Source organism: Streptomyces sp. CC208A (assembly GCF_030010625.1).
Taxonomy (GTDB): Bacteria; Actinomycetota; Actinomycetes; order Streptomycetales; family Streptomycetaceae; genus Streptomyces.
On sequence record NZ_JASCXN010000046.1, the window covers coordinates 1 to 25,168 of the forward strand.

A 25,168-nucleotide genomic window follows, 5' to 3' on the forward strand; every position below is an offset into this window, starting at 1 on the left:
ACCAGTCCTGTGGAGGGCGCCGACAAGCTAGAGTTACACACCGCTACACTTCAATGACTTATTGTTGCCAGTCGCGGGACTTGCCGTACATGCTTACTCTTGATGCCGCCGCAGCCGAGATCAGTAGCCTGGAGCAGCGCCAGCGTGATGCTCTTGAGGCATGCGTGATCGCCGCCATGGCGCTTTGTGCGGCCGAGGGTGAGGTACGGGATCGCACGCGGCTGGTGATGGAGTGCTACGGCCGGTACATGCGAGCCTGGGGCGAGTGGGAGCCGGCGGTTCCGTTCGGCGTGTTCCTCGAAAGCCTGAGAACGGATCCCGTGGGCGATCTACTTCCGGAGCCGGCGGGCCGGTCGCCGTACTGGAGCCTGCGGCTACTGGAGGGCGACGGAAGTGCCACGCCGGCCCTGACCCGTCTGGCCATGGAGGCTTCCGATCATGCGCTCAATGTGCCGGGGTTGAGCTCAGACGTACGGCATCTACACAGCGTGCTGCGCGCGCTGGGGAAACTGCCCGCGGGAGCGCGGCTGTCCCGTATCACCGCGGAGGCAGTGCAGCACGCGGTCTTCCGTGCGCTACAGCAGGCTGGGTTCGCCGCCTACACCGAGGGACGCGAGGTGTTGGTAACGCAGCCGGTGTTGCAGCGCCGTGCTCTGTCCCGCCACGTGCATCTCACGGAACTCGGCGCCTATACGGTGATCCCTCCTGTGCGCCAGTTCGCTGGATGGTGGGCGCCATGCCCGGTGTGCAACTGGACGATGCGGGCAACGCCAAAGGGCCGTCGCAGAGCGGAACTTGCCTGCGAGGACGAGCGGCACCGGCAGCGTGGTGCGCGGTTTTCGATGGTGCAGGAGGACGGCGAGTGGCGCCTGAAGCCCCTGGGGGAGCTCCGGCAGACTCCTGAGCTGAAACCGGTGGAGGGATGGGTCGCACTGTCGTACGGGCTGTGGCAGTGGATCACGGTCCCGGGCCTCTTGGAGATCGAGGTGAAGGCACTCGCCGAGGAGGCGGGGGCACAGGCGCGGCTGTGGCCGTACGGAGACAGCTATGACGTGCACATCACAAAGAACGGCCGTACGTGGCGGGTGGATGTGAAGACGTGGGCTGATCCGCAGGGCATTGCGCAGCAGCTGCGTGAGGACCCTGATGGGTGCGACAAGTTGGTCCTGGTGATTCCGGAGCACCTTCGTGGGTACATCGGCGTCCTTAACCGGGTTTTGAGGCGCCTTGGCGCACGCGTGATCACGGACGTGGACCTGATCGCGGAGGTACAGACGGCGTGAGTCGAACTGTTGCGGCTGCCCTGGCGCTGGCCGAGCACTACTTCCCGGCGAAGGACTCCGAGGGTCGGCCGGTGGTGCGTTTGGAGGACGCTCATGTGCTGCTGTCCGGCCAGCACGCACAAGTGTGGCCGGAGTGGGAGTCTTTGTCCTATCCGGAGCAGCAGCGCATCGGCCGGCTTCTGGCTTTGAAGTCGCGTTCGGAAGCCGATCTGTCCTCACTGCAGCGGCGGGTGCGCAAGTGTTTCGATCAGCAGTGGGACGACGAGGTTTTCCACCGCTACACGCCGGGAGCCCGGGAGGGCTGGCGCATGGTGGAAGTGTACCCGCGGCACGGCCAGTCCCCCCTTGAGTCGGCTGATCGTCTGCTGTGGTGCGGCGGGGACCGGGAGGTTCAGATCCGTGTGGCCAGCGGGAGTGGTTGGGTGGCTCCCAGCGTGCGGGGGCACGTTCAGCTGGCCTTCGAGGCCGGTGAAGTGCGCTATCGACCGCCGGCGGTCACAACGGTGGATGCCAGCGGCCCGATCCGCGTCGACCCGAATGTGCTGGGCTGGCTCACCGGAGCGACCGACGCCGCAATGGAGGGCGACCCCTTTCGTCAAAGGCAGGTCGGTCTTCTGCTGGCGGGGGCTATGGGCGAGGGACGCGTCCCGCAGTCCGTGGTGTTGATGGATCCCGGGCTGATGCGGCATTTGAGCGCGCCAACGGGGGTAGGGAAGAACGTCTTCGCCCGGGCCCAGGCAACCCAGCTCGCCCGCGACGGGTACACCGTCGCGCTCCTCGTCAGCGACAACGCCGATGTCTTTGCTGAGGTCGAGACGCTGCGCCGGGAGCTGACCGCTCTTAAGATCAATGCCGTGGCCACGCCACTGATCGCGCCGAACAGCCGCCACGAATTCACCCTCCAGACCGCCCACAAGGCTGTCGACGTGGACACGCCGCTGTCGCAGATGCCGGACGATCTCATGCAGCGGATGGCGGAGGTCGGGTACGGGTGCGCGGTGAAGGCACAGTTGGAGGGGCCCGACACCTTCGGCGACGGCCAAGAACCCTGCACCAGTCTGCGCAGCGTCGACCCGGACGAGCACCAGGGGCCGACGCTATGCCGGTTCGTCAATTCGTGCGACAAGTTCTCGCACGTCCGGGCCGTCTGCTCCGCCCAGATCATTGTGACGACCCACGCCTGCTTCCAGCGTGGCATGGTGAAGATTCCGCTGTTGGTCGACGGGGAACTGCGCCGTCAGATGAGCGTGCGCGAGCTGGTGCTCCGCCGGTCACACCTGGTCATCATCGACGAGGTCGACGCATACCAGTCCCGCGCCTTCGACGAGTCGCACAGCCTGCCCCTGGCATCGGCGAGCGAGCCGAACACCGCCATGCGGCGCATCTGGGACAACCTGTACCGGGCACCGGCCAAGCTTCGGCTCGATACGCGGGGACTGCTCCACCGGGCGCTGTTTCTCTCCGAGCACCTGCTGGACCTGGCCGCCACCGGCGAAGTGTGCACGGAGACCTCGCAGGCACGCGCCTTGGCCTCCGGTCTGGACCCGCGGCGCATGCGCCAGGTTCTGCGGGATCGGCGCCGCTGGTACCAGCCCCACTACTGGGACCGCGAACTGCTGGAGAACCTCATCGGCGTCGACGCCGAGGACGGTGCCACCCCGGAGCAGATGGATCAGCTCCAGGCGCTGCTCCCTCCGGTCGCCGCCCGGCCCGAGGATCGCGTACGACCCGATGTTCTGCCCAAGCGCCTGAGGCCGATCCCGGACGTGCTGGAACAGATGCTGAGCATCGACGAAGGCGGCAGGTGGGAACTCGACGACACCAAGGAGCAGCTGCGCGAGGTCGTAGAGGCGGCCGTCAGGGAACTCGCCAAGGCACGTGCACGCAAGATCCGGGCAGGCCGACGCCCGCCGCCCGGCGTCGAAGAGGAACCGGAGCTGCCGGAGCGTGGGGACGGCAGCGGCCAGCAGGAGGAACTGCCTACACCGGTCGTCGCCGCCGGCGTCCTTCACGGCATGATGATGAAGGCGTGGCTAAGTGCCCTGAACCACACCGTATTCGACCTCGCGGACCACGCGACTCAGCTGGCCGGGCACGGCATCCACGCAGCCTCCGCGCTGGCCGACACCGTCGGGCACCGAGACTCCGGAAACGTCGTGCCCTTCGGACCACTGGGCCAGCAAATCAGCGGCTTCCGATTCGAGGGGCTGGACGATCCCACGGCGAAGCCTCAGCTTCTGATGGAGGTCCTGCGCGGTGACCCGCACACGGAAACCGCCTATCTGGGCGACACCGTGTCACTGACCCTGGCTGGCCACCGCCGGGTGATCCTGGGTATGTCGGCCACCGGCTACCTTCCCCGTGCGGCGCGCACGCACCTGCTGGCCGAGCCGCAGTGGGCAATGCCCGATGGTCAGCGCGGCGGGCTGACCATCGTGCGCAGTACCCCGATCGTCGACAACACGCCGCTGGCGGTCGGCAGTACGCCCTTCCGCGAACGCGACGAGCGCGTCGCGGCGCTGGCCCGCGGGTACGCCGCCACCCTCGTACAGGACCTCGACCGTCTTCTGGCCGACGCTGCGACAGCGCATCGTGCCCGCGCGTTGATCGCGGTCAACTCCTACCGGCAGGCGCGGCTGTTCGCCTCCGCCCTGTACGAGGCTGCACTCGTGTTGGGCCGGAAACTGAAGATCTTCGTGGCTACACCCGATAGGGAAGACCCCGGCCTTCCCCCGGTCCCTGATGCTGTCACCCTGGTCACCCGTGACCAGTTCTCCCAGCTCGCTGACCGCGGCGGGGACGTCCTCATCTCGCCGCTGCCGCGCACCGAGCGCGGACTGAACATCCTGACCACCGCTCCCTCAGGCAAACGGGAGTCCGCGATCACTCTCATCGGGCTCGCCATTCGTCCGGTCATGCCGGTGGACGAGCCGGCCGCTCTGGCAGCGAGTACCGCCTCCTTCGCTTGGCGCTCCCGACCCGCCGAGGGCACGCCCGCAGCCCGCCTCGCCTGGACCCGCACGGCGGCACGAAAGCGGATGTGGAGCATCCTGGCCGCGCCGAAGCGCTTCACCGCCCTGCCTGAAGACCTGCGCTGCGAACTGATCGCCACTGTGCTCGGACAGTGCATCCAAATCGCGGGCCGAGGCCGGCGTGGGCAGACCCACGTCGAACTCCACTTCATCGACGGGGCCTTCCACGACACCACCTGGGGCAGCGACCTGCCCACTCTCGTACGCGAGCTGTACGAGAGCTACACGGCCAAGGAACTGGCCGGCACCGGCCGAACCTACGGACACACAGCCGAAGAGTTCCTCGACTACGCCCAAGCCCCCCACCTCCGCGCCGGTCTGCGGGCCGGGTACCCCGCGCACTTCGGAGCAGCCGCATGAACTCGACTCCCCCTGGCGGTGAGACCCGCAAGCGCGCTGGCCTCCTCCAATACCGCACCGACCCGAAGGTGCTGGGCACCGTCCTCGCCTACCGCCCCGGCAACGAAGCCCGGGACCTGTGGTACGAACTGTGCCACGCCTACCGAGAGCGGTTCGGCGACAAGAAGAAGGACGTACAGCCCCCGTACCGCTCGCTGGAGGCCATCTTGCGGGCCGTCCTCGGCGACTGGGCCCACTGGGACGTCACCGATGCAGGAGCACAGCTGATCACCGGCAGCGAGATCTCTGATGAGGACCGCCTGGATGTCTTCGACTACTGGGGAGAAGCGATCCTTCCCGAGGGCAAAGGCCGAGACACTGTGCGGCGTCTGGCCGACCTCATCGCCCAGACCTCGCCGATCGCATACCCAGACCTACCCAGGCCGATTGCCGGACGCCGCACCATGAGCTGGTGGCCGGGGGAACTGACTCGATGGCGCCTGGCACAGGACCTCGCTCGCATCGACTGGAAGCTCGGAACCGAGAAGCCGATCCGATTCACGCTGTGCACCGATGGGAGCCTCGCCGCGATCGGCCATGAACTGCCCAGCGTCCCCGACCGCCAGAGACGCATCCGGCATTTGCTGCCACGTATCCGGGTCGGCACGGCGGCCACCGGGCACTCTGCCCGTCACGCAGTCACTGTCACCGCCGTCACTACTCTGCTCGCAAACCGCTGGTACGAGGTGTCCACCGTTCTCCTCACCAACCCTGATCAACCCCTCGCCGTGGCCGCACGCACCGACGGACCACCCTGGAATCGCCGCCTCAACGTTCCCGCCGTCGCCGCCAGCCGCCGACTGGCGGCCCTTCCCCGGCTGAGCAAACGCCTTCCCCCCTTCCCCGAGTCCCTGGACGACTCAGCCATCGCGGCCGACACCCCGTTGGGCACAGTGCGAGCCGTCGCTCCTAAGAGCATCACGACTCCCGGCCTCGGGCGCGGCTCCGGGATGGAACTGTTCCGCCTGATCGAGGAGCACATCGACACGCACCTCGAACGCTACAAGGACCGCACACCCCTCTACATCGAAGTGCCCGACCTCTCCGTCCCCACCGCCAAGACGGGTGTACGGGTCAGCGGCCCGATCCTGCCCCAGGATGTGCCGGCTTCCATGGACGCCGCCCAGATCGACACCCTGCTCGTGGTGGTGCTGTGGCACACGGATGAAGTCCGCTCTCGTCTGCAGTCAGAGATCGCCCGGCAATGGGAGCTCGGTGAGAACTTCGTGGCCCCCGACAATCACGTCGTCCCCAACGTTGTTCAGAACCGGATTCACCTCCTGTTCCTTCAAGACAAGGACGGAGCCCTCGCCCACGGGCCCGCCTCGACAGAACACCGTCGGCGACAGCTCGACGAGCTTCTTGCTCCCCATCGCACCGAGGGCATGACCATCACGACGTTGTGCGAAACCAACTGGGACCCCGAGCATAAGTACGCCACCACGGAGGAGAAGGAGAAGGCCGAAGCGGAAGACGGCAAATGGTTGTCCAAGGCCGCGTTGGCCCGCCTGGATGGCTCTTCCCAGTACATCAAGCAGGCCCCGCCTCCCGTTCCCCTGTACAAGAAAAACGGGGAGCCCTGTTCCCCCAAGTACATCGAGCGGGAAACAAAGGCACGCGACGGTGCGATCGCCAGCTCAACCGAGAACGCGCTGCGTGACATGTTCCGCGGCCTCGGCCTCGCCGATCACCGCCTCGGTGCCGCGTTCGGCGCGCTCCCACTGCATCCCTGGTGGCACATCGGCATCCACGTACGCCGCCACGCTCAGCGCCGCCAGTACGGTCAACGAAACGCCAAACCAGCACCGTTGACGATCACTCTCACCGCCATCCGCCCAGTCGGCGGCCCCACCGACCCGTGGACGATCTGGGCCTACTCACCCGCTACGTCCCGGTGGCAGCACTACCGGACGACACGCCTCGCCGTCCATGCCACCGAACTCGGCCTCGACGTGTCCACATTCCCAACCGTGGGCGACGAAAGCCACCAGGCATCCGCCGCCGCGCAGATCACCGAAGCTGCCCTCATGGCCGCTCGCACGCAACTCCCCTTCCCCGGGCCCTCGGTCATTTACGTTAACGGCGACACCACCGAGTACATCTGGGCCGGCCTCCGAGACGAAAACATCGGCCAGCCCCCACCCCTGGACCTCCCCCGGCCCGCTTCGTGGCTTCCCGGGTACGGTCTACCCCGAGCCCAACGCCCCCTTGCCGTTGTCCGCACCATCACCGACCTGGACCGCATCGGCCGCCCCACCGGCGCCTACGTCTACGACAAAAACGGACGATGGCGCCGCACCCAGACCACCAACAGCCCCTTCCAGCTCGCCTCCGACGACGGTGCCACCTACCTACCCGACTTCCTCCTGGTCACCGTGCCACGCACCTACGCCGCTGGCCCCAGCGGAAGATTCGCAGCCGACCACTCACGGTTCGACAACCAGGCCATCAAGCGCCAGGGCAAGAACGCTTACGCCCACACCGCTGTGCGCCTGACCGTGCTCCCCCTGGACGAAGACGCAGACACCGACCTCATCGGCAAGATCGGCACGGTAATGATCAACCAGGGCATCAGCTGGGACGGCCGACAAACCGAGGCCACGCCCCTTCGGCTGGCGCGACAGATCGACACGGACCATCCCCACTACCGACGCAGCACAAACGACGAACAGCTCGGTGCAGACCAGGCAGCTACCATGAACGCTGACGAAACCGAGGCCGAATAGAGTGTCCCTCCGGTCACGACAGGTCGCAGGGGGAGTTTTGGGCCCGGCCGCACACGCAGGTCTCGCGTCAGTCCTCGCGTGCGCCTACGCCTTGTCCTCCGTGGCCCTTGAGCGGCTGCCGGTCGGCCAGGTCACCATCAATTACCGCGCTCAGGCCGGGGATGAGGTGCTGTTCGTCAAGCAGTACCAGGACGGCGCGAACCTGGCGGCCGAGCAGGAGGCAGTAGACCAGACTGCCCTGGCCGGCGAGCACCAGGTGCCGGTCTCGAAGGTGCGGCGCTCGACGGACGGGCGCCGCCTCGTCCAGCAGGACCGGGTCGCGGTGTCCGTGTGGGAGTGGGTGTCCGGCACGGTCGTCGACGACGGGCTGAGCCCCGCCCAGCAGCGTGCCGCCGGCGCGGCGCTGGGTCGCATCCATATGGCGTTCGCCGATCACCCGGCCGGGGAGCGGCCGTCGTCGAAACTCGACAAGTGGATGCATCCGGACATCGACAAGCTGGAAGCCGCCACCGTCAAGCTGCTGGGCATCGCCGGTGAGCGCGCTCGGCGCGAAGCCTTCGGCGAAGGGGCGCTTCGGACCCTGGCCGAGCGTCGCGCGGTCTTGTACCACTTCCCCGAACTTCCGGCTGGCCTTCCATGAGGTTTCGGCCTCGGCACGCACCTGACATAGCAACTCGGCTGCGCGTTCGACAGCCAAGCGGTGGCCGAATCCTTACCTGACCAGCGAGAACCTGGTGATCACATTCGAAGGGCGAAGACCTCCAGGAAGCCCACTCCCCCTCTTGCTGTCAGTCCTGCCCTCTAAGATTCATCCAGCGGGGGCAGCCCGACGCTCCTGCGAACGGCGGCAGGACGGCGATACGCGCAAATGCGTGCAAACGGATACAGGCGGGGAGTCGCATGCTGGAAGGCCGGTGGACGACGGTCACCGAGTCCGAGCACGAGCACGAGCGCCGTGGCCTGGAAGCGATCCGTCGGCGTCTGCCGGACGAGGAGCCGTGGCGCGCCTGGTCGAACTTCACGTTCACGGCGGCCAGCGGTCACGTACGCGAGATCGATCTTCTGGTGACGGCACCGGCCGGGGTATTCCTGATCGAGCTGAAGGACTGGCATGGCTCGGTGCGCGGCGGCGGCAACGACTGGGTGCAGACCACGCCCGGCGGGACCATGCGCCGGCACGGTAATCCGCTGCATCTGGCGAACCGCAAGGCCAAGGAGCTGTCGGGGCTGATCAACGGCGGTTCCCGCGGTCCCGGGGCCCGCCCGAGGATCTGGGTGGGTGAGGCGGTCTGCTTCACCGATGACAGGCTGCGGGTGACGCTTCCGGCCGCCGACATGAACGGCGTGTTCACGGTAAAGCAGCTGGTGGAGATGCTGGCCGAGCCGCCGTCCGACGCCCGGCACCGGATCACGGCCGAGACCTCCCGCCAGGTCGACGCCGCGCTGAAGAGACTGGGCATCGCACCGATCCGCCGGCAGTACGAGGTCGGCGGCTATCTCCTCGACGCCAAAGCCTTCGACTCCGGGCCCACCTGGGCCGACTACCTGGGCCGTCACTCCCAGCTGCACGATCTGGCGTGGGTGCGGGTCTTCCTCAGCGAGCGGGGCGCCTCTGACGACGAGCGCCGCTCGGTGGAGCGGGCCGCCGCCCGTGAGGCCATGGTGCTCAGCCGGTTCCGGCACCCGGGCGCGGTGCAGCTGAAGACGTATCTGCCGTCCGGACATCCGGCCGGCCCGGCGATCCTCTTCGACTACCACCCCGAGACGCTGCGCCTGGACGACTACCTGGTCGAGCACGGGCAGCTGCTGGATCTGGAGGGCCGCCTCGCCCTGGTCCGCCAGCTCGCCGAGACGGTGCGTTCCGCGCACTCCCGCCGGGTCCACCACCGCACGCTGTCGGCGCACGCCGTGCACGTCGTGCCGCGCGATCGCGGGCCGCGCGGGCGGGAGCTCGGCGAGGAGCAGCGCTGGCTGCGGCCGTGGCTGCAGATCGCGGACTGGCAGATCGCCAGCGGCCACAGCACCAGCAACGGCCGGCCGCTGACCCTGGCACCCACCAATCTGTCCCGTTCTCACGTATCGGAGCAGGCCGACCCCTATCTCGCTCCTGAGCTGCGCCTCCCGAAGGCCGATCCGGTGCGCCTGGATGTCTACGGGCTGGGCGTGCTCACGTATCTGCTGGTGACGGGGCAGGCCCCGGGGGCGAGCCAGAACGAGGTCCTGGCGCACCTGGAGGCCGGTGGGAGTCTGCGCCCCAGCGCTCTGGTCGACGGGCTCCACCCGGACATCGACGATCTGGTGGAGGCATCCACCGCGTACGAGCCGGGCCGACGGCTGTCCACGGTCGACGACTTCCTAGAGATGCTGGAGTACGTCGAGGAGGCGTTCGCCGACGAACCTCCGGCGGATGAGGCAAAGACCGCAGGCGGGAACGGGAGCGGGGCCGGGGACAGCGGTCCGGCATCCGGCGGCGACCAGCAGGAGCCGGAGAAGGATCCGCTGGAGGCGGTGGCCGGGGACGTGCTGGCCGGCCGCTGGGAGGTCGTGCGCCGGCTCGGTACGGGCTCGACGTCGCGCGCGTTCCTGGTGCGGGACCTGGAGGGCGAGCCGCGGCGGAGCGGGGCCCTGCCGGTGGCGGTGCTGAAGGTCGCGCTGAGCGAGGCCAAGCACACGATCCTGGACCAGGAGGCCGCGGTCCTGGGCCGCATCCACCGGGATTCCAGCATCATCTCGCTGTACGAGCCGGAGCCGCTCACGCTGGCCGGCCGCCGGGTCCTGGTTCTGGAGTACGTGGGCGACAGCCGGGAGCCGAAGGACCAGGACGCGGGTGCCGGAGGTGCCGGCAAGGGGCCGCGCCGCCGTGAGGACACCGTCGCGCGTCAGCTGCGGGACAACGGCCGCCTCGGCATGGACCAGCTGGAGGCGTACGGGAAGTACCTGTTCGGTGCGGTGGAGCACCTTGAGGCCGAGGGGATCTGGCACCGGGACCTCAAGCCGGACAACATCGCGATCCGGATCCGCCCCAATGGCACCCGGCAGCTGGTGCTGATCGACTTCTCGCTCGCCGGGTATCCGGCCAAGGAGATCGAGGCGGGCACTGAGGGGTACCTCGACCCCTTCGTGGGGATCGTCACGCGCGGCTCGTACGACGGGCACGCCGAGCGGTACGCGCTGGCGGTGACGCTCCACGAGATGGCGTCGAACGAGCTGCCCCGCTGGGGCGACGGCTCGGCCACCGCCCGGCAGACCGACCCGAAGAAGTGGCCGCACCCGCAGCTCGCCGCCGACGCCTTCGAGCCGGCTGTCCACGACGGCCTGGTGGCCTTCTTCCGCAAGGCGCTGGCCCGGGACGTGAAGGACCGTTTCCCGGACCTCAAGCCGATGGAGCGGGCCTGGCAGCGCATCTTCCTCGACGCACAACGGACGACGGCACCGAGCAGCGGCCACGCTGAGAAGTCCGGGCACGGCGTGGACAACGCTGGGGCCCCGTCCGGCGCGGCAGCCAGGCCATCTGCAGTTGAGGCAGCGGGGCCGCGGATCGGGCGGGAGGACGACGACGCCCTGGCCGAGCAGGTCCGCGACCAGCAGGCCGAGCGCGCCGACCGCAGCACACCGCTGTCGGTCGCCGGCCTGACGCTCTCGGCACAGTCGCAGCTGTTCGCGATGGGGCTGAACACCGTCGGCGACGTCTTGGACTACTCGGCGCGAAAGTTCCTCACCGCGCCGGGCATGGGCTCGCGTACCCGGGAGGAGATCCAGCGCCGGCAGAAGGAGTGGAACGCCCGCCTGGGCAAGACGGCTCCCGCACCACTGAGCCCGGAGGCCCGTAAGGCGGCCGGCCAGGAGCTCACAGAGCTGGAGCGGACCGTCGCCGACTCGGTCGCTTCCGTCGGCGGGGACGTGCGCGATCCGCTGGTGCTCGGCCGACTGAGCCTGGACGCGCTCGCCTCCCGTCTGGTGCCCAAACCGTCCGGCGGCAGCGCCCGGTCCAACGCCACCGAGCGGGAGGCGGTCCGCCTGCTGCTGCGCCTGCCCAACGAAGAGGGCGTGCTGCCGGACGGTCTGCCCTGGGTCCGGCAGCGCGACGTCGCCGAGGCACTGGGGATGACCGCAGGCCGTATCCCGCAGATCGTGAAGAAGGCCCGCGAGCGTTGGTTCAACGACCCGGCCCTGGGACTGCTGCGCGAGCAGGTGGTGGAGCTGCTCGCCGAGCGCGGCCGGGTGGTCCCTGCCGTCGAGCTCGCCGACGCGCTGATCGCCCGGCGGGGCACCCAGCTCGCGGAGCGGCGCGACAGGCGCGCTCTCGCTCTGTCGATCCTGCGGGCGGTGGTGGAGCGGGAGAGTTACGACAACGAGTCCCCGCAGCTCTTCCGCTACTTCCACGCCCGGATGCCGCAGGGCGCCGACCCGGTCCTCGGGCTGTTCGCCCTGGACGTCCGGGAGGGCGTCGACGGCCCGGACACCCCGACGCTCCCCGCCCTGCAGGCATACGCCCTGAACCTGGGAGCGCGGGCCGACAAGCTGGCGGCGCTGGAGTCGCTGCCGACCGCGAGCACGGTCCTCACCGATCTGGACGCGGTGCGCCGCCCGCCCGGCAGCCTGGGCTGGGACGAGCGGCGCACCGCCGAGATCGCGGTCGCCGCCTCCACGCTGGCCGCGCTCACCCCGCGTCTGGAGATCTACCCGCGCGACCTGAGCCTGGTACGCGCGCTGCGCATCACCCAGGCCGGTGTGGTCGCCGTGCAGCCTGGCGTCGAGGAGGACCGGCAGCCGGGCCTGACGGTGGACGCCCTGCACAAGCGGGTCACCACCCGCTTCCCCGAGCTGGGCACCGACCCGCTGGCCCCGCGCGAGCTGCCCACCGGCAGCGCCCTGGTGCGCGACCTGAAGCAGGCCGGCTTCGAGCTGAAGCTGGCCACCCGCTACGACGGGGTGCTCCGGCTGGTCCCGGACCGCCCGGCCGGGGACGCCACCACCGGGCTGACCTCGGCCAGCTGGGGCGCCTCGGCGGCACGACGGTCCGCCCCGACCCGGTACGACGAGGACACCGCGGTCGCCGCCGCCGTCAAGGCCGAACAGCGACTCGCGCACTCGGCGCGGCAGGACGGCTTCCGAGTGCTGACCGTACCGCAGCGCCGGGCCGAGAAGGCGGTACAGCTGCTGACCGAGGCTCCGTACGGGGCACGGCCGCTGTCGCTGACCGGACTGTTCGTCGCCGAGCTACGAGGTGTGGTGGGCGAGGCGGCCCGACCGACCTGGGAGACTGTGCTGAAGGCAGACGCCGCCGAGACCGGCAGCCGTCCTCACCAGCAGCTGCGTATCCGCACCGACAAGGCGTGGGGACGCATCGAGCCGAAACTGCGGGAACGGCTGGCGGCTCGGCGGGACGACGGCCCGCTACTGCTCACCGACACAGCGGTCCTTGCCCGGTACGACGCGTTCGACCTGCTCGGGCGGCTCGCGGAGGAGGCACGGCAGGGCGGCAGCCCGCTGTGGCTGCTCGTCGCGCAGTCCGACCCTGCACGGGCACCGCGGCTGGCCGGACAGAGCGTGCCGTACCAGGCGGGGTTCGACGAGTGGATCGTCGTGCCGGACGCGTGGGTGGCGCGCAGGCATCTGGTGCCAGACGCCTGAGTCCGCTCTCATTCGTATTTGCTACGTCTCACTTCACACAGGAGCTGTCCGTGATCGACCGCAAGAGCCTCCTCGCCGACCTGCAGAAGCAGGTCAAGGCGGCGGAGACCGACCTTGAGCAGCAGGTAAAGGCTGTCCCCGAGGTCGGGGCGCGGCTGCGGAGCGAGTACGACCAGGCCCGGAAGCTGGGGCGTACGGCGGCGACGTGGAACGCGTGGCTCGGCGAGCGGGTCACGCAGGTCGCGGTGGCCTGGGTGCTCGGCACAGTCTTCGTGCGGTTCAGCGAGGACAACGGGCTGATCCCCGAGCCGTACATCACCGCGCCCGATGTGGCCGGGCGGGAGGTCACGCAGGCCCGGTACGAGGAGTACCTGGAGAAGAGCGCTGACCCGACCTACCGGGGATGGTTGGAGGCCGCCTTCGCCGAGCTGGGCGCCGGGCAGGCCGGGCGACTCCTGTTCGACCCCGAGCACAACCCTCTGTTCCAGATCCCGCTCTCGCATGACGGGGCGGGCGCGCTGTTGGCATTCTGGCGGGAGCAGCGGGTCGAAGAGGGTAATAGTGGCGGTGACGCGGTGCACGTGCTCGTGCACGACTTCAGCGACCCGCTGAGCGAGGACGGTACGGATGGCTGGGACACCCGGTTCCTCGGGGACCTGTACCAGGACCTCAGTGAGGCGGCCAGGAAGACGTACGCGCTGCTGCAGACCCCGGAGTTCGTGGAGGAGTTCATCCTCGACCGGACGATGACGCCGGCGGTCCGCGAATTCGGCTTCGCCGAGCTGAAGATGATCGACCCGACCTGCGGGTCCGGGCACTTCGTGCTTGGCGCTTTCCGGCGGCTGGTGCGGATGTGGGCGGAACAGCGGCCCGAAGTGGGCCCGTATGAGCGGGTGCGGGCTGCACTGGAGTCGGTTCACGGGGTGGACCTCAACCCATTCGCGGTCGCGGTGGCTCGCTTCCGGCTCCTGGTCGCGGCCATGGCCGCGAGCGGCATCCGAACCTTCGCTGGGACGCAGGCGTACAAGTGGCCGCTCCAGCTCGCGGTCGGCGACTCCCTCATCAAGGACCGGCAGCTGGAACTGCAGCTGGGCCTGGGGCTCGGAGACGAGGAGTCGGCGGTCGGCGACCCGCTAGCCGAGTTCTCGTACGCGACGGAGGACGTGCACGAGTATGGCCGGATCCTGGAGCCGGGGCGGTACCACGTGGTCGTCGGCAACCCGCCGTACATCACCGTCAAGGACAAGAAGCTGAACCAGCTGTACCGGGAACTTTATGACACGTGTGTGCGCAAGTACGCACTGTCCGTTCCTTTCGCCCAGCGATTCTTCGAGCTCGCCGTACGCGGTGATAGCGAGGGTCGCGGCTATGGCATGGTCGGGCAGATTACCGCCAACTCCTTCATGAAACGTGAATTTGGCTCGACCCTGATCGAAGATTTCTTTGCGCACAAGGTTGAGCTCACCGAAGTCATCGACACCTCGGGTGCATATATTCCCGGACACGGGACTCCAACAGTCATTCTCGTTGGCACGCGCCGCGAGGGCTCCAGTCGTTCGCCCGCTATCCGCACAGTGCGAAGCGTCCAGGGAGAACCTTCCGCACCGGAAGTTCCCGAGAATGGGCATGTCTGGCAGGCGATCACAAACCAGATCGACTGTCCCGGCTCATCGAGCCAGTGGGTTTCCGTCGACGACCTCGACCGCAACCGCTACTTCTCAAGCCAACCCTGGGTACTCGCCGACGGCGGGCTGGAGATGTTGGAGCAGATCACCAATTCAGCCCAGTCCACGCTAGCTTCCCGTACTAAGCGAATCGGGTTCTACGGCGTCATGGGCGCCGACGAAGCCATGTCTGCCCCACTCGGATTCTATGTTCGAAGCCGCGCCGAAGACGCGTTCGTGCGCCCCCTCGTCATCGGCGATGCCGTGCGCGACTTCGAGTTTCGCAGCGGAGACCACGCCTTCCACCCCTACAGCGAGCAGCGAAATCTCGCATTTCTGACAGAAATGCCTGAACTTGCGCGCAGCATCTGGGCATTTCGAAGCGAACTTGGAGGACGGGCCACTTTTTCCGGTGGCACCTATTTCTCGGATGGACGCCCTTGGTGGGAGTGGCACCAGATCCCCAAGGACACGGATGCACACCGCTGGGCCATCAGCTTCGCTTTCGTAGCGACGCACAATCATTTTGTGCTGGATCGGGGCGGAAGGGTGTTCAACCGTTCCGCGCCAGTAATCAAGCTACGCGAGGGGGCGACCGAGGAGGAGCATGTGCGGCTCCTTGGGCTGCTCAATAGCTCTACCGCCGGGTTCTGGCTCCGCCAGGTGAGCTATCCCAAAGGTGGTGACCCGGTGGGTGACGAGGGAGCCCGCGTCTCCGTACATCCCTGGTCGGACCGCTATGAGTTCACCGGCACCAAGCTCCAGGAATTCCCCCTACCCTCCGACTATCCCACTGCCCTCGCAACCGAGCTCGACTCCCTCGCTCAGCAGCTTTCTGCGACAACCCCCGCCGCCCTCGCCGCCGAGGCCGTCCCTACCGCCGCCGTTCTCCGCGGGGCTGAGGCCCAATACACCTCCCTCCGCGCCCGCATGGTCGCGCTCCAGGAGGAGCTGGACTGGCAGGTCTACTCGCTCTACAACCTGCACTCCGAGGACCTCCGCGTACCCGATTCCTCCGCCGTGCCGGAACTCGCCCTCGGCGAGAGGGCCTTCGAGATCGTGCTCGCGCGGCGGGTGGAGGCCGGGGAGGCCAGTGGCGAGTGGTTCAAGCGGCACGGGTCGACGCCGATCACCGAGATCCCTGCACACTGGCCCGCCGACTACCGGGCGATCGTGCAGAACCGGATCCACGTGATCGAGTCGAACCGGGCCATCGGCATGGTCGAGCGCCCCGAGTTCAAGCGGCGCTGGGCCAGCGAGGGCTGGGACGCCATGCGGCAGAAGGCGCTGAAGTCCTGGCTGCTCGACCGGATCGAGGACCGCTCGTACTGGTTCGACGAGCAGGGCAATCCGACCGTTACCACCCTCGCCCGGCTCACCGAAAGCCTGTCCACCGACGAGGACTTCACCGCCGTCGCCGAGCTGTACGCGCCCCGGCAGGACCTCACCAAGACGGTCCGCGAACTCCTCTCCGACGAGCACGTCCCCTTCGTCTCCGCTCTCCGCTACAAGCCCTCCGGGCTGAAGAAGCGCGCGGACTGGGAGCACGTCTGGGAGCTGCAGCGGGAGGAGGACGCCGCGCCGGACGAGCCCGCCAAGCGGAAGATCCGCGAGCGGACGCCGGTGCCGCCGAAGTACACCTCCGCCGACTTCCTGAAGCCGAGTTACTGGCGCGCCCGGGGCAAGCTCGATGTGCCCAAGGAGCGGTTCGTGTCGTACGGCACGGTCAACGTGCAGTCGCCCGAACTGTACGGGTGGGCCGGCTGGGACCATCTGGAGCAGGCTCTGGCCCTTGCCTCGTACGTGCAGCAGGCCGGGCTCGGCGAGGAGGAGATGGTGCCGTATCTGGCGGGTCTGCTGGAGCTGCAGCCCTGGCTGGATCAGTGGTACGGCGAGTACGACCTGGAGTTCGGGGCCTCGCCGGCCGCCGAGATCCTGGCGTTCCGGCAGCAGAAGCAGGGCGAGCTCGGGCTGACCGACGACGCCCTGCGCGTCTGGCGCCCCGCAGCCGCCACGCGCGGGCGCGGCGCTGCGAAGAAGGCCGCTGCGCCCAAGAAGAAGACGGCCGCCGCGCAGTCCCCGGCCGACGACGTCCCGGCGGAGTCCGGCACCCCTACCGAGTCCGTCTGAGCAGGGCGAGGAGCAGACACACATCATGGCGTTCATGAGCAGGAACACCCCTCGCCCCGAGGACCGTCCGCTGCTGCGCGAGCTGATCGACATCCCGGAGTCGGTGTCTACCTCCGACTTCGTGCTGAAGCTGAGCGAGGCGGTCACCCCCGAGGGCGCCGAGGCGGCGCTGAGGGAGTACGTGGTCACCGACCGGCTGGTCGGCAACTTCGGCGAGGCGCTGGATCTGATCAAGTCGGCGTTGGAGAGCCACTCCTCGAAGGCGGCCTACCTGCACGGCTCGTTCGGTTCCGGTAAGTCGCACTTCATGGCGGTGCTGTACGCGCTGCTGTCGGGCAACCCGGCGGCGCGGGCGCGCGCCGAGCTCGACCCGGTGCGGGCCCAGCACTCCTGGCTGGACGCTGGCGACCGCAGGTTCCTGCTGGTGCCGTACCACATGCTGGGGGCCAAGTCGCTGGAGCAGCGGGTGCTCGGCCGGTACGTGGAGCATGTGCGCAAGCTGCACCCGGGGTGCCCGCTGCCGCAGGTGTATCTGACCGAGGGGCTCTTCGAGGACTTCGACCAACTGCGCCGGCGCAATGGCGACGAGTGGGTGATAGCGCAGCTCGCGGACGCGGGGGACGGGCTGGAGGACGAGTGGGGCGAGTCCTTCACCTGGACCAGTGAGCTGCTCGATACGGCGGTGAGCGCGCCTGAGGAGCACGAGAACACCAAGCAGCTCGACCTGGACAACCCCTCCACGCCGCGTGAGCTGCGGGCCCGTCTCGTACAGGATCTGACCCAGACGCTGTTCCCGTCGTTCGCGCGGGGCGCTTCCGAGGACGCCGACGGGTTCGTGTCGCTGGACAGGGGGCTCGGCATCATCGCCGCGCATGCCAAGGCGCTGGGCTACGACGGGCTCGTCCTGTTCATGGACGAGCTGATCCTGTGGCTGGCCTCGCGGATCCACGACCAGAAGTTCGTCTCCCGTGAGGCCGACAAGATCACGAACTTCGTGGAGGGTGGCGACGAGCGGCGTGCTATCCCGGTGGTGTCGTTCATCGCCCGTCAGCGCGATCTGCGGGAGCTGGTCGGCGAGGAGATGTCGGGGGCCGCGGAGGCCGCCGTGCAGGACAGCCTGAAGCTCAGCGGCGGACGCTTCGACAAGATCGTCTTGGAGGACCGTAACCTGCCGCAGATCGCCCGGGCCCGTGTGCTCCGGCCGGTCGACGACGCAGCCGAGGCGAAGGTGGAGGCCGCGTTCGCCGAGGCCAAGAAGCTGGGGCCGGACATCTGGGACACCCTGCTCGGGCACGACAAGTCCACCACCGGGGCGGACGAGGATGCTTTCCGCAAGACGTATCCGTTCCCGCCGGCGTTCATGGACACGCTGGTGCACATCTCCTCGGCGCTGCAGCGCTCCCGTACCGGTCTGAAGTTGATGAGCCAGCTGCTCGTCGACCACCGGGACGACTGGCGGCTCGGTCAGCTGGTGCCGCTGGGTGATCTGTATCCGGCGATTGCGGGTGGCGGTGACAAGGCGTTCAGCGGCGAGACGCATGTGCATTTCGAGGCCGCCGACAAGCTGTACCGCGACAAGCTCCGCCCGTACCTGCTCAAGACCAATCAGGTCACCGAGGACCAGGTCGAGGCGTACCGGCGTGATCCGGCGAGTCTGGGCGATCCGCAACTGGCTGCTCGCTGCCGTGACTTCACCGGTGACAGTCGGCTGCTGCAGACCTTGCTGCTGTCCGCGCTCGCGCCCAGTGTGCCCGCGCTCGCCGATCTCACCCTGGCTCGGCTGCACGCGCTCAACCACGGCTCCATCACGACCCGCATCGCGGGCACCGAGGTCGGCCGTCTGGAGCAGAAGGCCAAGGAATGGGCGGCGACCTTCCCCGAGATCAAGGTTGTCGGTACCGGTCCGGGCGCGGTGGTGCGGCTGGAGCTGACCGGTGTCGACCTGGACGCCGTGCTCGCCAACGCGCAGGTGCACAACAACCAGGCCAGTCGGCGGGCGAAGATGCGCGCCCTGCTCAAGGAGGCGCTCGGCGTCAGTGACGGGCCCGGTGGCTTCGATCCGTACGACGTGCTCGATCTGGTGTGGAAGGGTACCGAGCGGCAGGTCGAGGTGGTCTTCGGCAATGTCGCCGAGGCCGACTCGCTGCCCGAGTCGACGCTGCGGCCCAGCCAGGACGACGCCTGGCGGCTCGTCGTCGACTTCCCTTACGATGAGGGCGAGTTCGGGCCGATGGACGACGTGCAGCGGCTGCGCGCGCTGCGTGAGAGGCCGGGCGGTGAGTGCCGAACCCTGGCCTGGCTGCCGACGCATCTGACCGATGCGGTGCGTGGTGACTTCGAGCGGCTCGTGGTCATCGACAAGGCGCTCGCCGACGAGGCCCGCTTCGACTCCGACTTCGCGCGCAGTCTCAATGCCGACGACAAGGCACGTGCCAAGGGCATGCTGAAGTCGCAGCTCGGCATCCTCACCGAGCGGGTCCATCAGGCGCTGCGGCAGGCGTACGGGCTGGCGCAGAAGCAGGAGGGGGTCGTCGACCTCAGCTTCGACACCCATCTGGTCGCCCAGCAGGAGGTGGCCGGTCTGGGGCTGCCGCTGGGTGCGCAGCTGGATACCGCGGCCCGCGAGCTGGCCGGGAAGCTGCTCGCCCACCAGTTCCCCGCCCATCCCGACCTGGACCCCGAGGGCACCGGGAAGTCCGTCAAGGCCGCCGAGATCAGGACCGTGTTCGGGTACGTCCGCAAGGCCGCCGAGCACCGCGACGGGCAGGTCGAGGTCGAGGCCAAGGACCGCAAGGTCATGGCGCGGATCGCGGGCGGTCTCGGGCTCGGTGTGATGCGGGAGGCGTACTACCGGCAGGCGAGCCTGTGGGCCGACCACTTCAACAGCCAGGCGCGGCGCGATGGTGTCGCCGAGCCGACGCTGGTCAGGCTCTCCGACTGGAGCGACCTTCCCGAGCCGCGCGGACTGCCCGAGCCGCTGCAACGGCTGCTCGCCGCGGCCTACGCCGAGATGACCGACCGGGTGTGGGTGCGCGGCGGGGTGCCCGTCGAGCCCGCGCCCGCGCCGCACGAGCTGAAGCCGGACTTCGCGCTGCGCGAGCAGCAGCTGCCCGGCGAGAGCGACTGGGGCCAGGCGCGTCAGAGGTTCGAGACGGTGTTCGGCGGCGTGGCGCCGCAGCTGCGGCGTGGGCGGATCGTCAACCAGTTCGCGGGGCTGATTCGGCAGGCTGCCGGCGGGCTCGCCCAGGACGCCGGGCGGCTGGTCACGGAGCTGGAGAAGCACCGCGACTTTCTGCGGCTGACCGACGACTCGCCCCGGCTCGTCCTGGCCCGGCAGGCTCAGGAGCTGGTCAGGCAGGTCACGGAGGCGGGCCTCGACGCGAGGGGCGTGGTGGACCGGCTCGCCCGCTTCGACCTCGGCGACTTCACCGCGCACCGGTACGGGATGTCGCTGAAGAGCGCCGGGGTGGTGGCCACCGCGCTGCAGAGCACCAGTTGGGACCATCTGGGCCTGGCGTCCACCGCCGGTGTGGAGGGCGAGGCCGTCCTGGCGCGGATGTGGGAGGCGGCGGCCGGTGACCCGGGTGACTATCCCGACCTGCCGGGGGTGCTGAGCGCCTGCGGCAGGGAGGTGGTGGCGCTGCTGAGGTCCCGGCAGGCCCCGCCCGCACAGCCCGAGGCGCCTGCCGGCACGGCGGCGCCGAGCTCCGAGAGTGTGGACCTGGGCGGTGGCTCCGCACATCCGCAGGTGCTGCCGGAGCCGCCGCAGCAGCCGGGCCCGCGGACCGGCTCGCGCTCCGTCGCCCGTTCCGGCGGCGGGCGGACCACCGCTGCCCGGGCCGCCGCCGAACTCCAGGCGGAGATCGCGGCGCTGGCGGCCGCGAGCCCGGACGCCGTGGTCGAGGTCGTGTGGAAGGTCGTCGACTGATGTCCGACACGGTGACCAGCACGCCCCAGGCCGCGGGGCCCGCCCGGCTGTCCGCCGGGACGGTCCGTCAGTACCTGGCCGCCCGCAGCCGGCTCGGGGACGGCGCGGTCCGCGTCCTGCTGCTGCGGGCCGCCCCCGAGTGGGAGGCGCCCGCTGTGCAGCGCGCAGCGGGCGGCCTGCAGGCGCGGGTGGCCGTCGCGCCGTCCGTGTTGGCCGTGCACGAGCTGATCCTGGGCCATCTAGATACGGCCACCCCGCCCGACCCCGGGGTCCTGGTCGTCCTGACCGACTGTGAGGACACCGATCTCGACCCCGGACTGCTCGCCCGGGTCTACGGCGGCCGTATCCGGTCGGTCGACAACTGGGAGGTCGTGCGGGAGGCGTTCGACGCGCGCGGGGTCGACGCGCGGCTGCGCGGCGAGAGCTGGGCGGCCGAGGCGCTCATGGACGCGGCGGCCACCCGAGGCTGGCCCTCGCTCGGCAGAGGGCTGCTCTCCCGCGACGAGGCCCTCACCCGGCTGGCCCGGCGGCGGCTGCGCCTGAGCCGCCGGGACACGGACGCGCTGGGCGCACCGGCCACGCACGATGACGGCGACCGCATCGACGCGGTCGCCCTGTTCCGCTGGACCCTCATCCCCGGCGGCCCCGACCTGCTGCGCGACCTGCGCGGACCGGAACGCGCCGGCCTTGCCGCCTTCCTCGGCGAACCCGAGCAGGCCGGCTCCACCGGCCGGATCATCACCGCCCTGGTGGACGCCGAGCACGGGGGCGACGCGGCGGCGTACGCGGTGGTCTGCGCCGCCCTGTGGGGGCATGCGGAGGCCGACCACGACCTGTACCGGGCGCGCGGACGCGCCGAGCGGTGGCTGGGCGAGAAGCCGCCCGCCCAGGGCGACGACCTCGACCGGCTCCTGGCCGCCTTCGCACGCAGCGGCGAGGAGTATGTGCGTGGCCTGCTCGACCGGGGCGAGCACCGGCTCGCCGACCCGGTCCTGAGCCGGGCCGCGCAGCTCGTCACCCAGTTCGGTGCGCAGAGTGCCGCCGCGGCCAGCCCGCTGCTCGCGGGCGGCCTCGACGCGCGGTTCACCGCCGCCGGCCACGCTCTCGCCGAAGGCGACACGCAGAAGATCGCCGACGTCGTCACCGCGCTGGCCGAGCACGCCCTGGCCTCTGTTGACACCACCCCGGCCCGCATCGAGCGGGTGCGGATGGCGGCACGGCTGCGGCGCTGGCTCACCGGCCGCCCCACATCCGAGATCCCCTCCGTGGCCGAGGGCAGCGCCCGCCAGATCCACGAACTGGGCTGGGTGGACCGGGCCCTGGAACACCTGGAGGCTGGCGGTGACACGGACAGCGTGCTCGCCGACGCGTACAGCCGGATCGGCGAACAGGTACGCAGCGAGCGCCGGGCCCTGGACCACGCGTTCTCCGAGCGGCTCGCGGTGTGGACGGCGGACGGCACCGCGCCTGGTGCCATGCTCACCGTGGAGAGCTTCCTGGACCGGGTGGTCGCTCCTGTGGTGGCCTCGCCCGGTCACCGAGTCCTGCTGCTGCTCGTGGACGGGATGAGCGCGGCGATAGCGGCCGAGCTCGGCGAGGAGCTGCGCGCCCACTGGTCGGAGTACGATCCCCTGCCGGAGCCCGCCGGGGCACCGGCCCGGCGGGCGGTGGCTGCGGCGCTGCCCACCCTCACCACCGTCTCGCGCACCTCGCTGTTCGCTGGCACCCTGATGAAGGGCGACCAGAGTGACGAGAAGCGGCTCTTCCCCCAGCATCCCTGCTGGAAGGGGGCCCCGGCGGCGATCTTCCACAAGGACGACCTGCGCGGCCCCGACACAGGCTCGCCGTTCTCCACCGCCCTCACCGAAGCTCTCGCCGACGAGCGCACCCACGTCGCGGTCGTCCTCAACACCGTCGACGACCGGCTCGGCAAGGAGCAGAAGCTCGGCGACGGCGCATGGCGGATCAAGGAGATCGGCGGCCTGGAGCCGCTTCTGCGGGCCGCCCGGGCGGGCGGCATGACCGTACTGCTCACCTCCGACCACGGGCATGTGATCGAACGGCGCGGCAGCAAGGCCGACGCGCCCGCCGGCAGCGTCGCCTCGGCCCGTCACCGGCTGCCCGGCGGTCCCCTCGCCCCGGCCGAGATCGAACTGTCCGGCCCCCGGGTGGTCTGGCCTGAGCCCGGTGCGCGGATCGTCGCGCTGCGGGACCACGACGCCCGGTACACGGCGATGAAGGCCGGTTACCACGGCGGGGTCACCCTCGCCGAGTTCACCATCCCGCTGCTCGCCCTGCTGCCGTTCGGCGCCGAGCCGCCCACGGGCTGGCGGGAGCTGGGGGAGCCGGCACCCGCGTGGTGGGACGAGCGCGCCGAAGGCATGGACCTTCCGGTGCCGGGTGCCGCAGGAGCCGGCAGTGTGGCCGAGGCCGCCGGCGTACGGCCGCGCCGCAAGCAGGCGAAGAAGACCCCTGCCGTGGCCGAGCCGACCATGGCTCTCTTCGGGGAGGAGCAGGCGACCCCGGCCGCACCACAGGACTCCGCCGCCGCCTCCAGCGACCCGGCCACCGCCCTGGTGGAACGCCTCATGGCCACCGAGCTGTACCAGGCGCAGCTCGGGCTGCTGGCCCGCAAGCCACAGGGCAAGACGGTACCGAAGGCCCTGGTCGCCCTGGTCGAGACGGGCACCCTGACGATGACCGCGCTCGCCGAACGCGCGGGCCAGCCGGCCACCCGCGCACCGGGCTTCGCCGCGACGCTGGCCCAGCTCCTCAACTACGACGGCGCCCAGGTCCTGGAGATCCTTCCCGACAACCGCACGCTGCGCCTGCACCGGGCCCAGCTGATCGACCAGTTCGGGCTGTGAGGCAGGGCACCGCCCTGGCCGCCCGGCCCGCATGCCGGCGGCCGGGCGGACGACCGGATGGGAGACTGTCCGGGTGAACGCGTTCGGATCTTCAACACCCGGTACCGGCTCCCCGGTCGGCGCCGTCCGGCGGCGCGCCGTAGTGGACGCGCTGCGCCGCGGCGCCGTCCCAGAAAGCGGCCTGGACCTGCTCGCCACCGGCCTCGACCGCTTCGAGCGGGCCGTCGACGAGGAACTGGACACCGTTGCCGCCGGCGGCTCGGTGTTCAAGGCGGTGCGCGGCGAGTACGGCTCCGGTAAGACCTTCTTCACCCGCTGGCTCGGCGAGCGCGCCAAACGCCGCACCTTTGCCGTGGCCGAGGTACAGGTGTCGGAGACCGAGACCCCACTGCACAAGCTGGAAACCGTCTACCGGCGCCTCACCGAACGCCTCACCACCGCGAGCTTCCCGCCCAGCGCGCTGCGGCCGGTCGCCGACGCCTGGTTCTACGCCCTGGAAGAGGACGCCCTCGCCGACGGCACGGACGAGAGCGAACTGTCCCAGGCGGTGGACCGGCTGCTCACCGCCCGCCTGGCCGAGGTGTCCCGGCACGCCCCCGCCTTCGCCACCGCCCTGCGCGGCTACAAGCAGTCCCTGGACGCCGGTGACGAGGCCACCGCCGCCGCGGTGATGGCCTGGCTCGGCGGCCAGCCGCACGTCGCCGCAGCCGCCCGGCGCAGCGCGGGCGTCCGCGGCGACCTCGACCACTTCGGCGCGTTCGGCTTCCTGCAGGGCCTGCTCACCGTCCTCAGGGACGCCGGACACGCCGGCCTCGTCCTCGTCCTGGACGAGGTGGAAACGCTGCAGCGGGTCCGCTCCGATGCCCGCGACAAGGCCCTCAACGCGCTGCGGCAGCTCATCGACGAGGTTCACTCCGGGCGCTTCCCCGGCCTGTACCTAATCATCACCGGCACCCCCGCCTTCTACGACGGGCAGCAGGGCGTACAGCGGCTCGCACCGCTCGCCCAGCGCCTGGCCACCGACTTCACCACCGACCCCCGCTTCGACAACCCCCGGGCCGTCCAGATCCGGCTGCCCGGCTTCACCGAACAGTCCCTGACCAGCCTGGGCGCCACCATCCGCGACCTGTACGCCGAAGGCTCCCCGGCCCCCGACCGGATCAAACAGCTCGCCGACGACGCCTACCTCACCGACCTGGCCCGGGCCGTGGGTGGAGCGCTCGGTGGAAAAGTCGGTGTGGCCCCGCGCCTGTACCTGAAGAAACTGGTCGGTGATGTCCTGGACCGGATCGACCAGTTCGACGACTTCGACCCGCGCACGCACTACAAGCTGACCGTGGCCAGCACTGAGCTCACCGCCACCGAGCGGAACTTCGCCGCGCCCGCGCCAGCCGCCTCGGCCGACGACCTCGATATCGACCTCTGAAGGCCCTGCTTTCCAGTCCCCAACCGAAACCCTGGCCTCCCAAATGGCCCCGAACTAACTCCGACCTCTGACGACCAGT

At 69.7% G+C, this 25,168-nt stretch carries 9 protein-coding genes; all 9 read left to right on the top strand.

Annotation, left to right across the window (positions count from 1 at the left end; translation table 11 throughout):
• Positions 1 to 89: 89 nt before the first annotated feature.
• The 9 genes from QK442_RS32720 to brxD all read left to right on the top strand — a co-directional run bounded on the left by QK442_RS32720 (position 90) and on the right by brxD (position 25,089).
• Positions 90 to 1,283 (top strand): hypothetical protein, encoded by a 1,194-nt coding sequence (locus QK442_RS32720; protein WP_282697747.1) that lies wholly within the window; start codon positions 90 to 92, stop codon positions 1,281 to 1,283.
• A complete protein-coding gene (locus QK442_RS32725; protein ID WP_282697748.1) occupies positions 1,280 to 4,675 on the top strand; it encodes a hypothetical protein in 3,396 nt (1,131 codons plus the stop codon). Before QK442_RS32720 ends, QK442_RS32725 begins: the two co-directional genes overlap by 4 nt.
• Positions 4,672 to 7,440, top strand: a complete 2,769-nt coding sequence (locus tag QK442_RS32730) for an RNaseH domain-containing protein (protein ID WP_282697749.1) — start codon at positions 4,672 to 4,674, stop codon at positions 7,438 to 7,440. Before QK442_RS32725 ends, QK442_RS32730 begins: the two co-directional genes overlap by 4 nt.
• Before the next feature lie 100 nt (positions 7,441 to 7,540).
• A complete protein-coding gene (locus QK442_RS32735) occupies positions 7,541 to 8,080 on the top strand; it encodes a phosphotransferase (protein WP_282697750.1) in 540 nt (179 codons plus the stop codon).
• A 260-nt stretch (positions 8,081 to 8,340) separates the two neighbouring features.
• Entirely contained in the window at positions 8,341 to 13,074 is a 4,734-nt protein-coding gene (gene pglW, locus QK442_RS32740) for a BREX system serine/threonine kinase PglW (protein ID WP_282697751.1), read from the top strand.
• Positions 13,075 to 13,124: 50 nt separating this feature from the next.
• The gene (gene pglX, locus QK442_RS32745) at positions 13,125 to 16,868 is read left to right on the top strand and encodes a BREX-2 system adenine-specific DNA-methyltransferase PglX (RefSeq protein ID WP_282697752.1); all 3,744 of its coding nucleotides are present in this window, start codon (positions 13,125 to 13,127) and stop codon (positions 16,866 to 16,868) included.
• Positions 16,869 to 16,893: 25 nt separating this feature from the next.
• A complete protein-coding gene (locus QK442_RS32750) occupies positions 16,894 to 20,796 on the top strand; it encodes a phage resistance protein (RefSeq protein WP_282697753.1) in 3,903 nt (1,300 codons plus the stop codon).
• Entirely contained in the window at positions 20,796 to 23,663 is a 2,868-nt protein-coding gene (pglZ, locus tag QK442_RS32755; RefSeq protein ID WP_282697754.1) for a BREX-2 system phosphatase PglZ, read from the top strand. The genes QK442_RS32750 and pglZ overlap by 1 nt, the downstream gene beginning before the upstream one ends.
• 31 nt (positions 23,664 to 23,694) lie before the next feature.
• Positions 23,695 to 25,089, top strand: a complete 1,395-nt coding sequence (gene brxD / locus QK442_RS32760) for a BREX system ATP-binding protein BrxD (RefSeq protein WP_282697755.1) — start codon at positions 23,695 to 23,697, stop codon at positions 25,087 to 25,089.
• Positions 25,090 to 25,168: the final 79 nt, after the last annotated feature.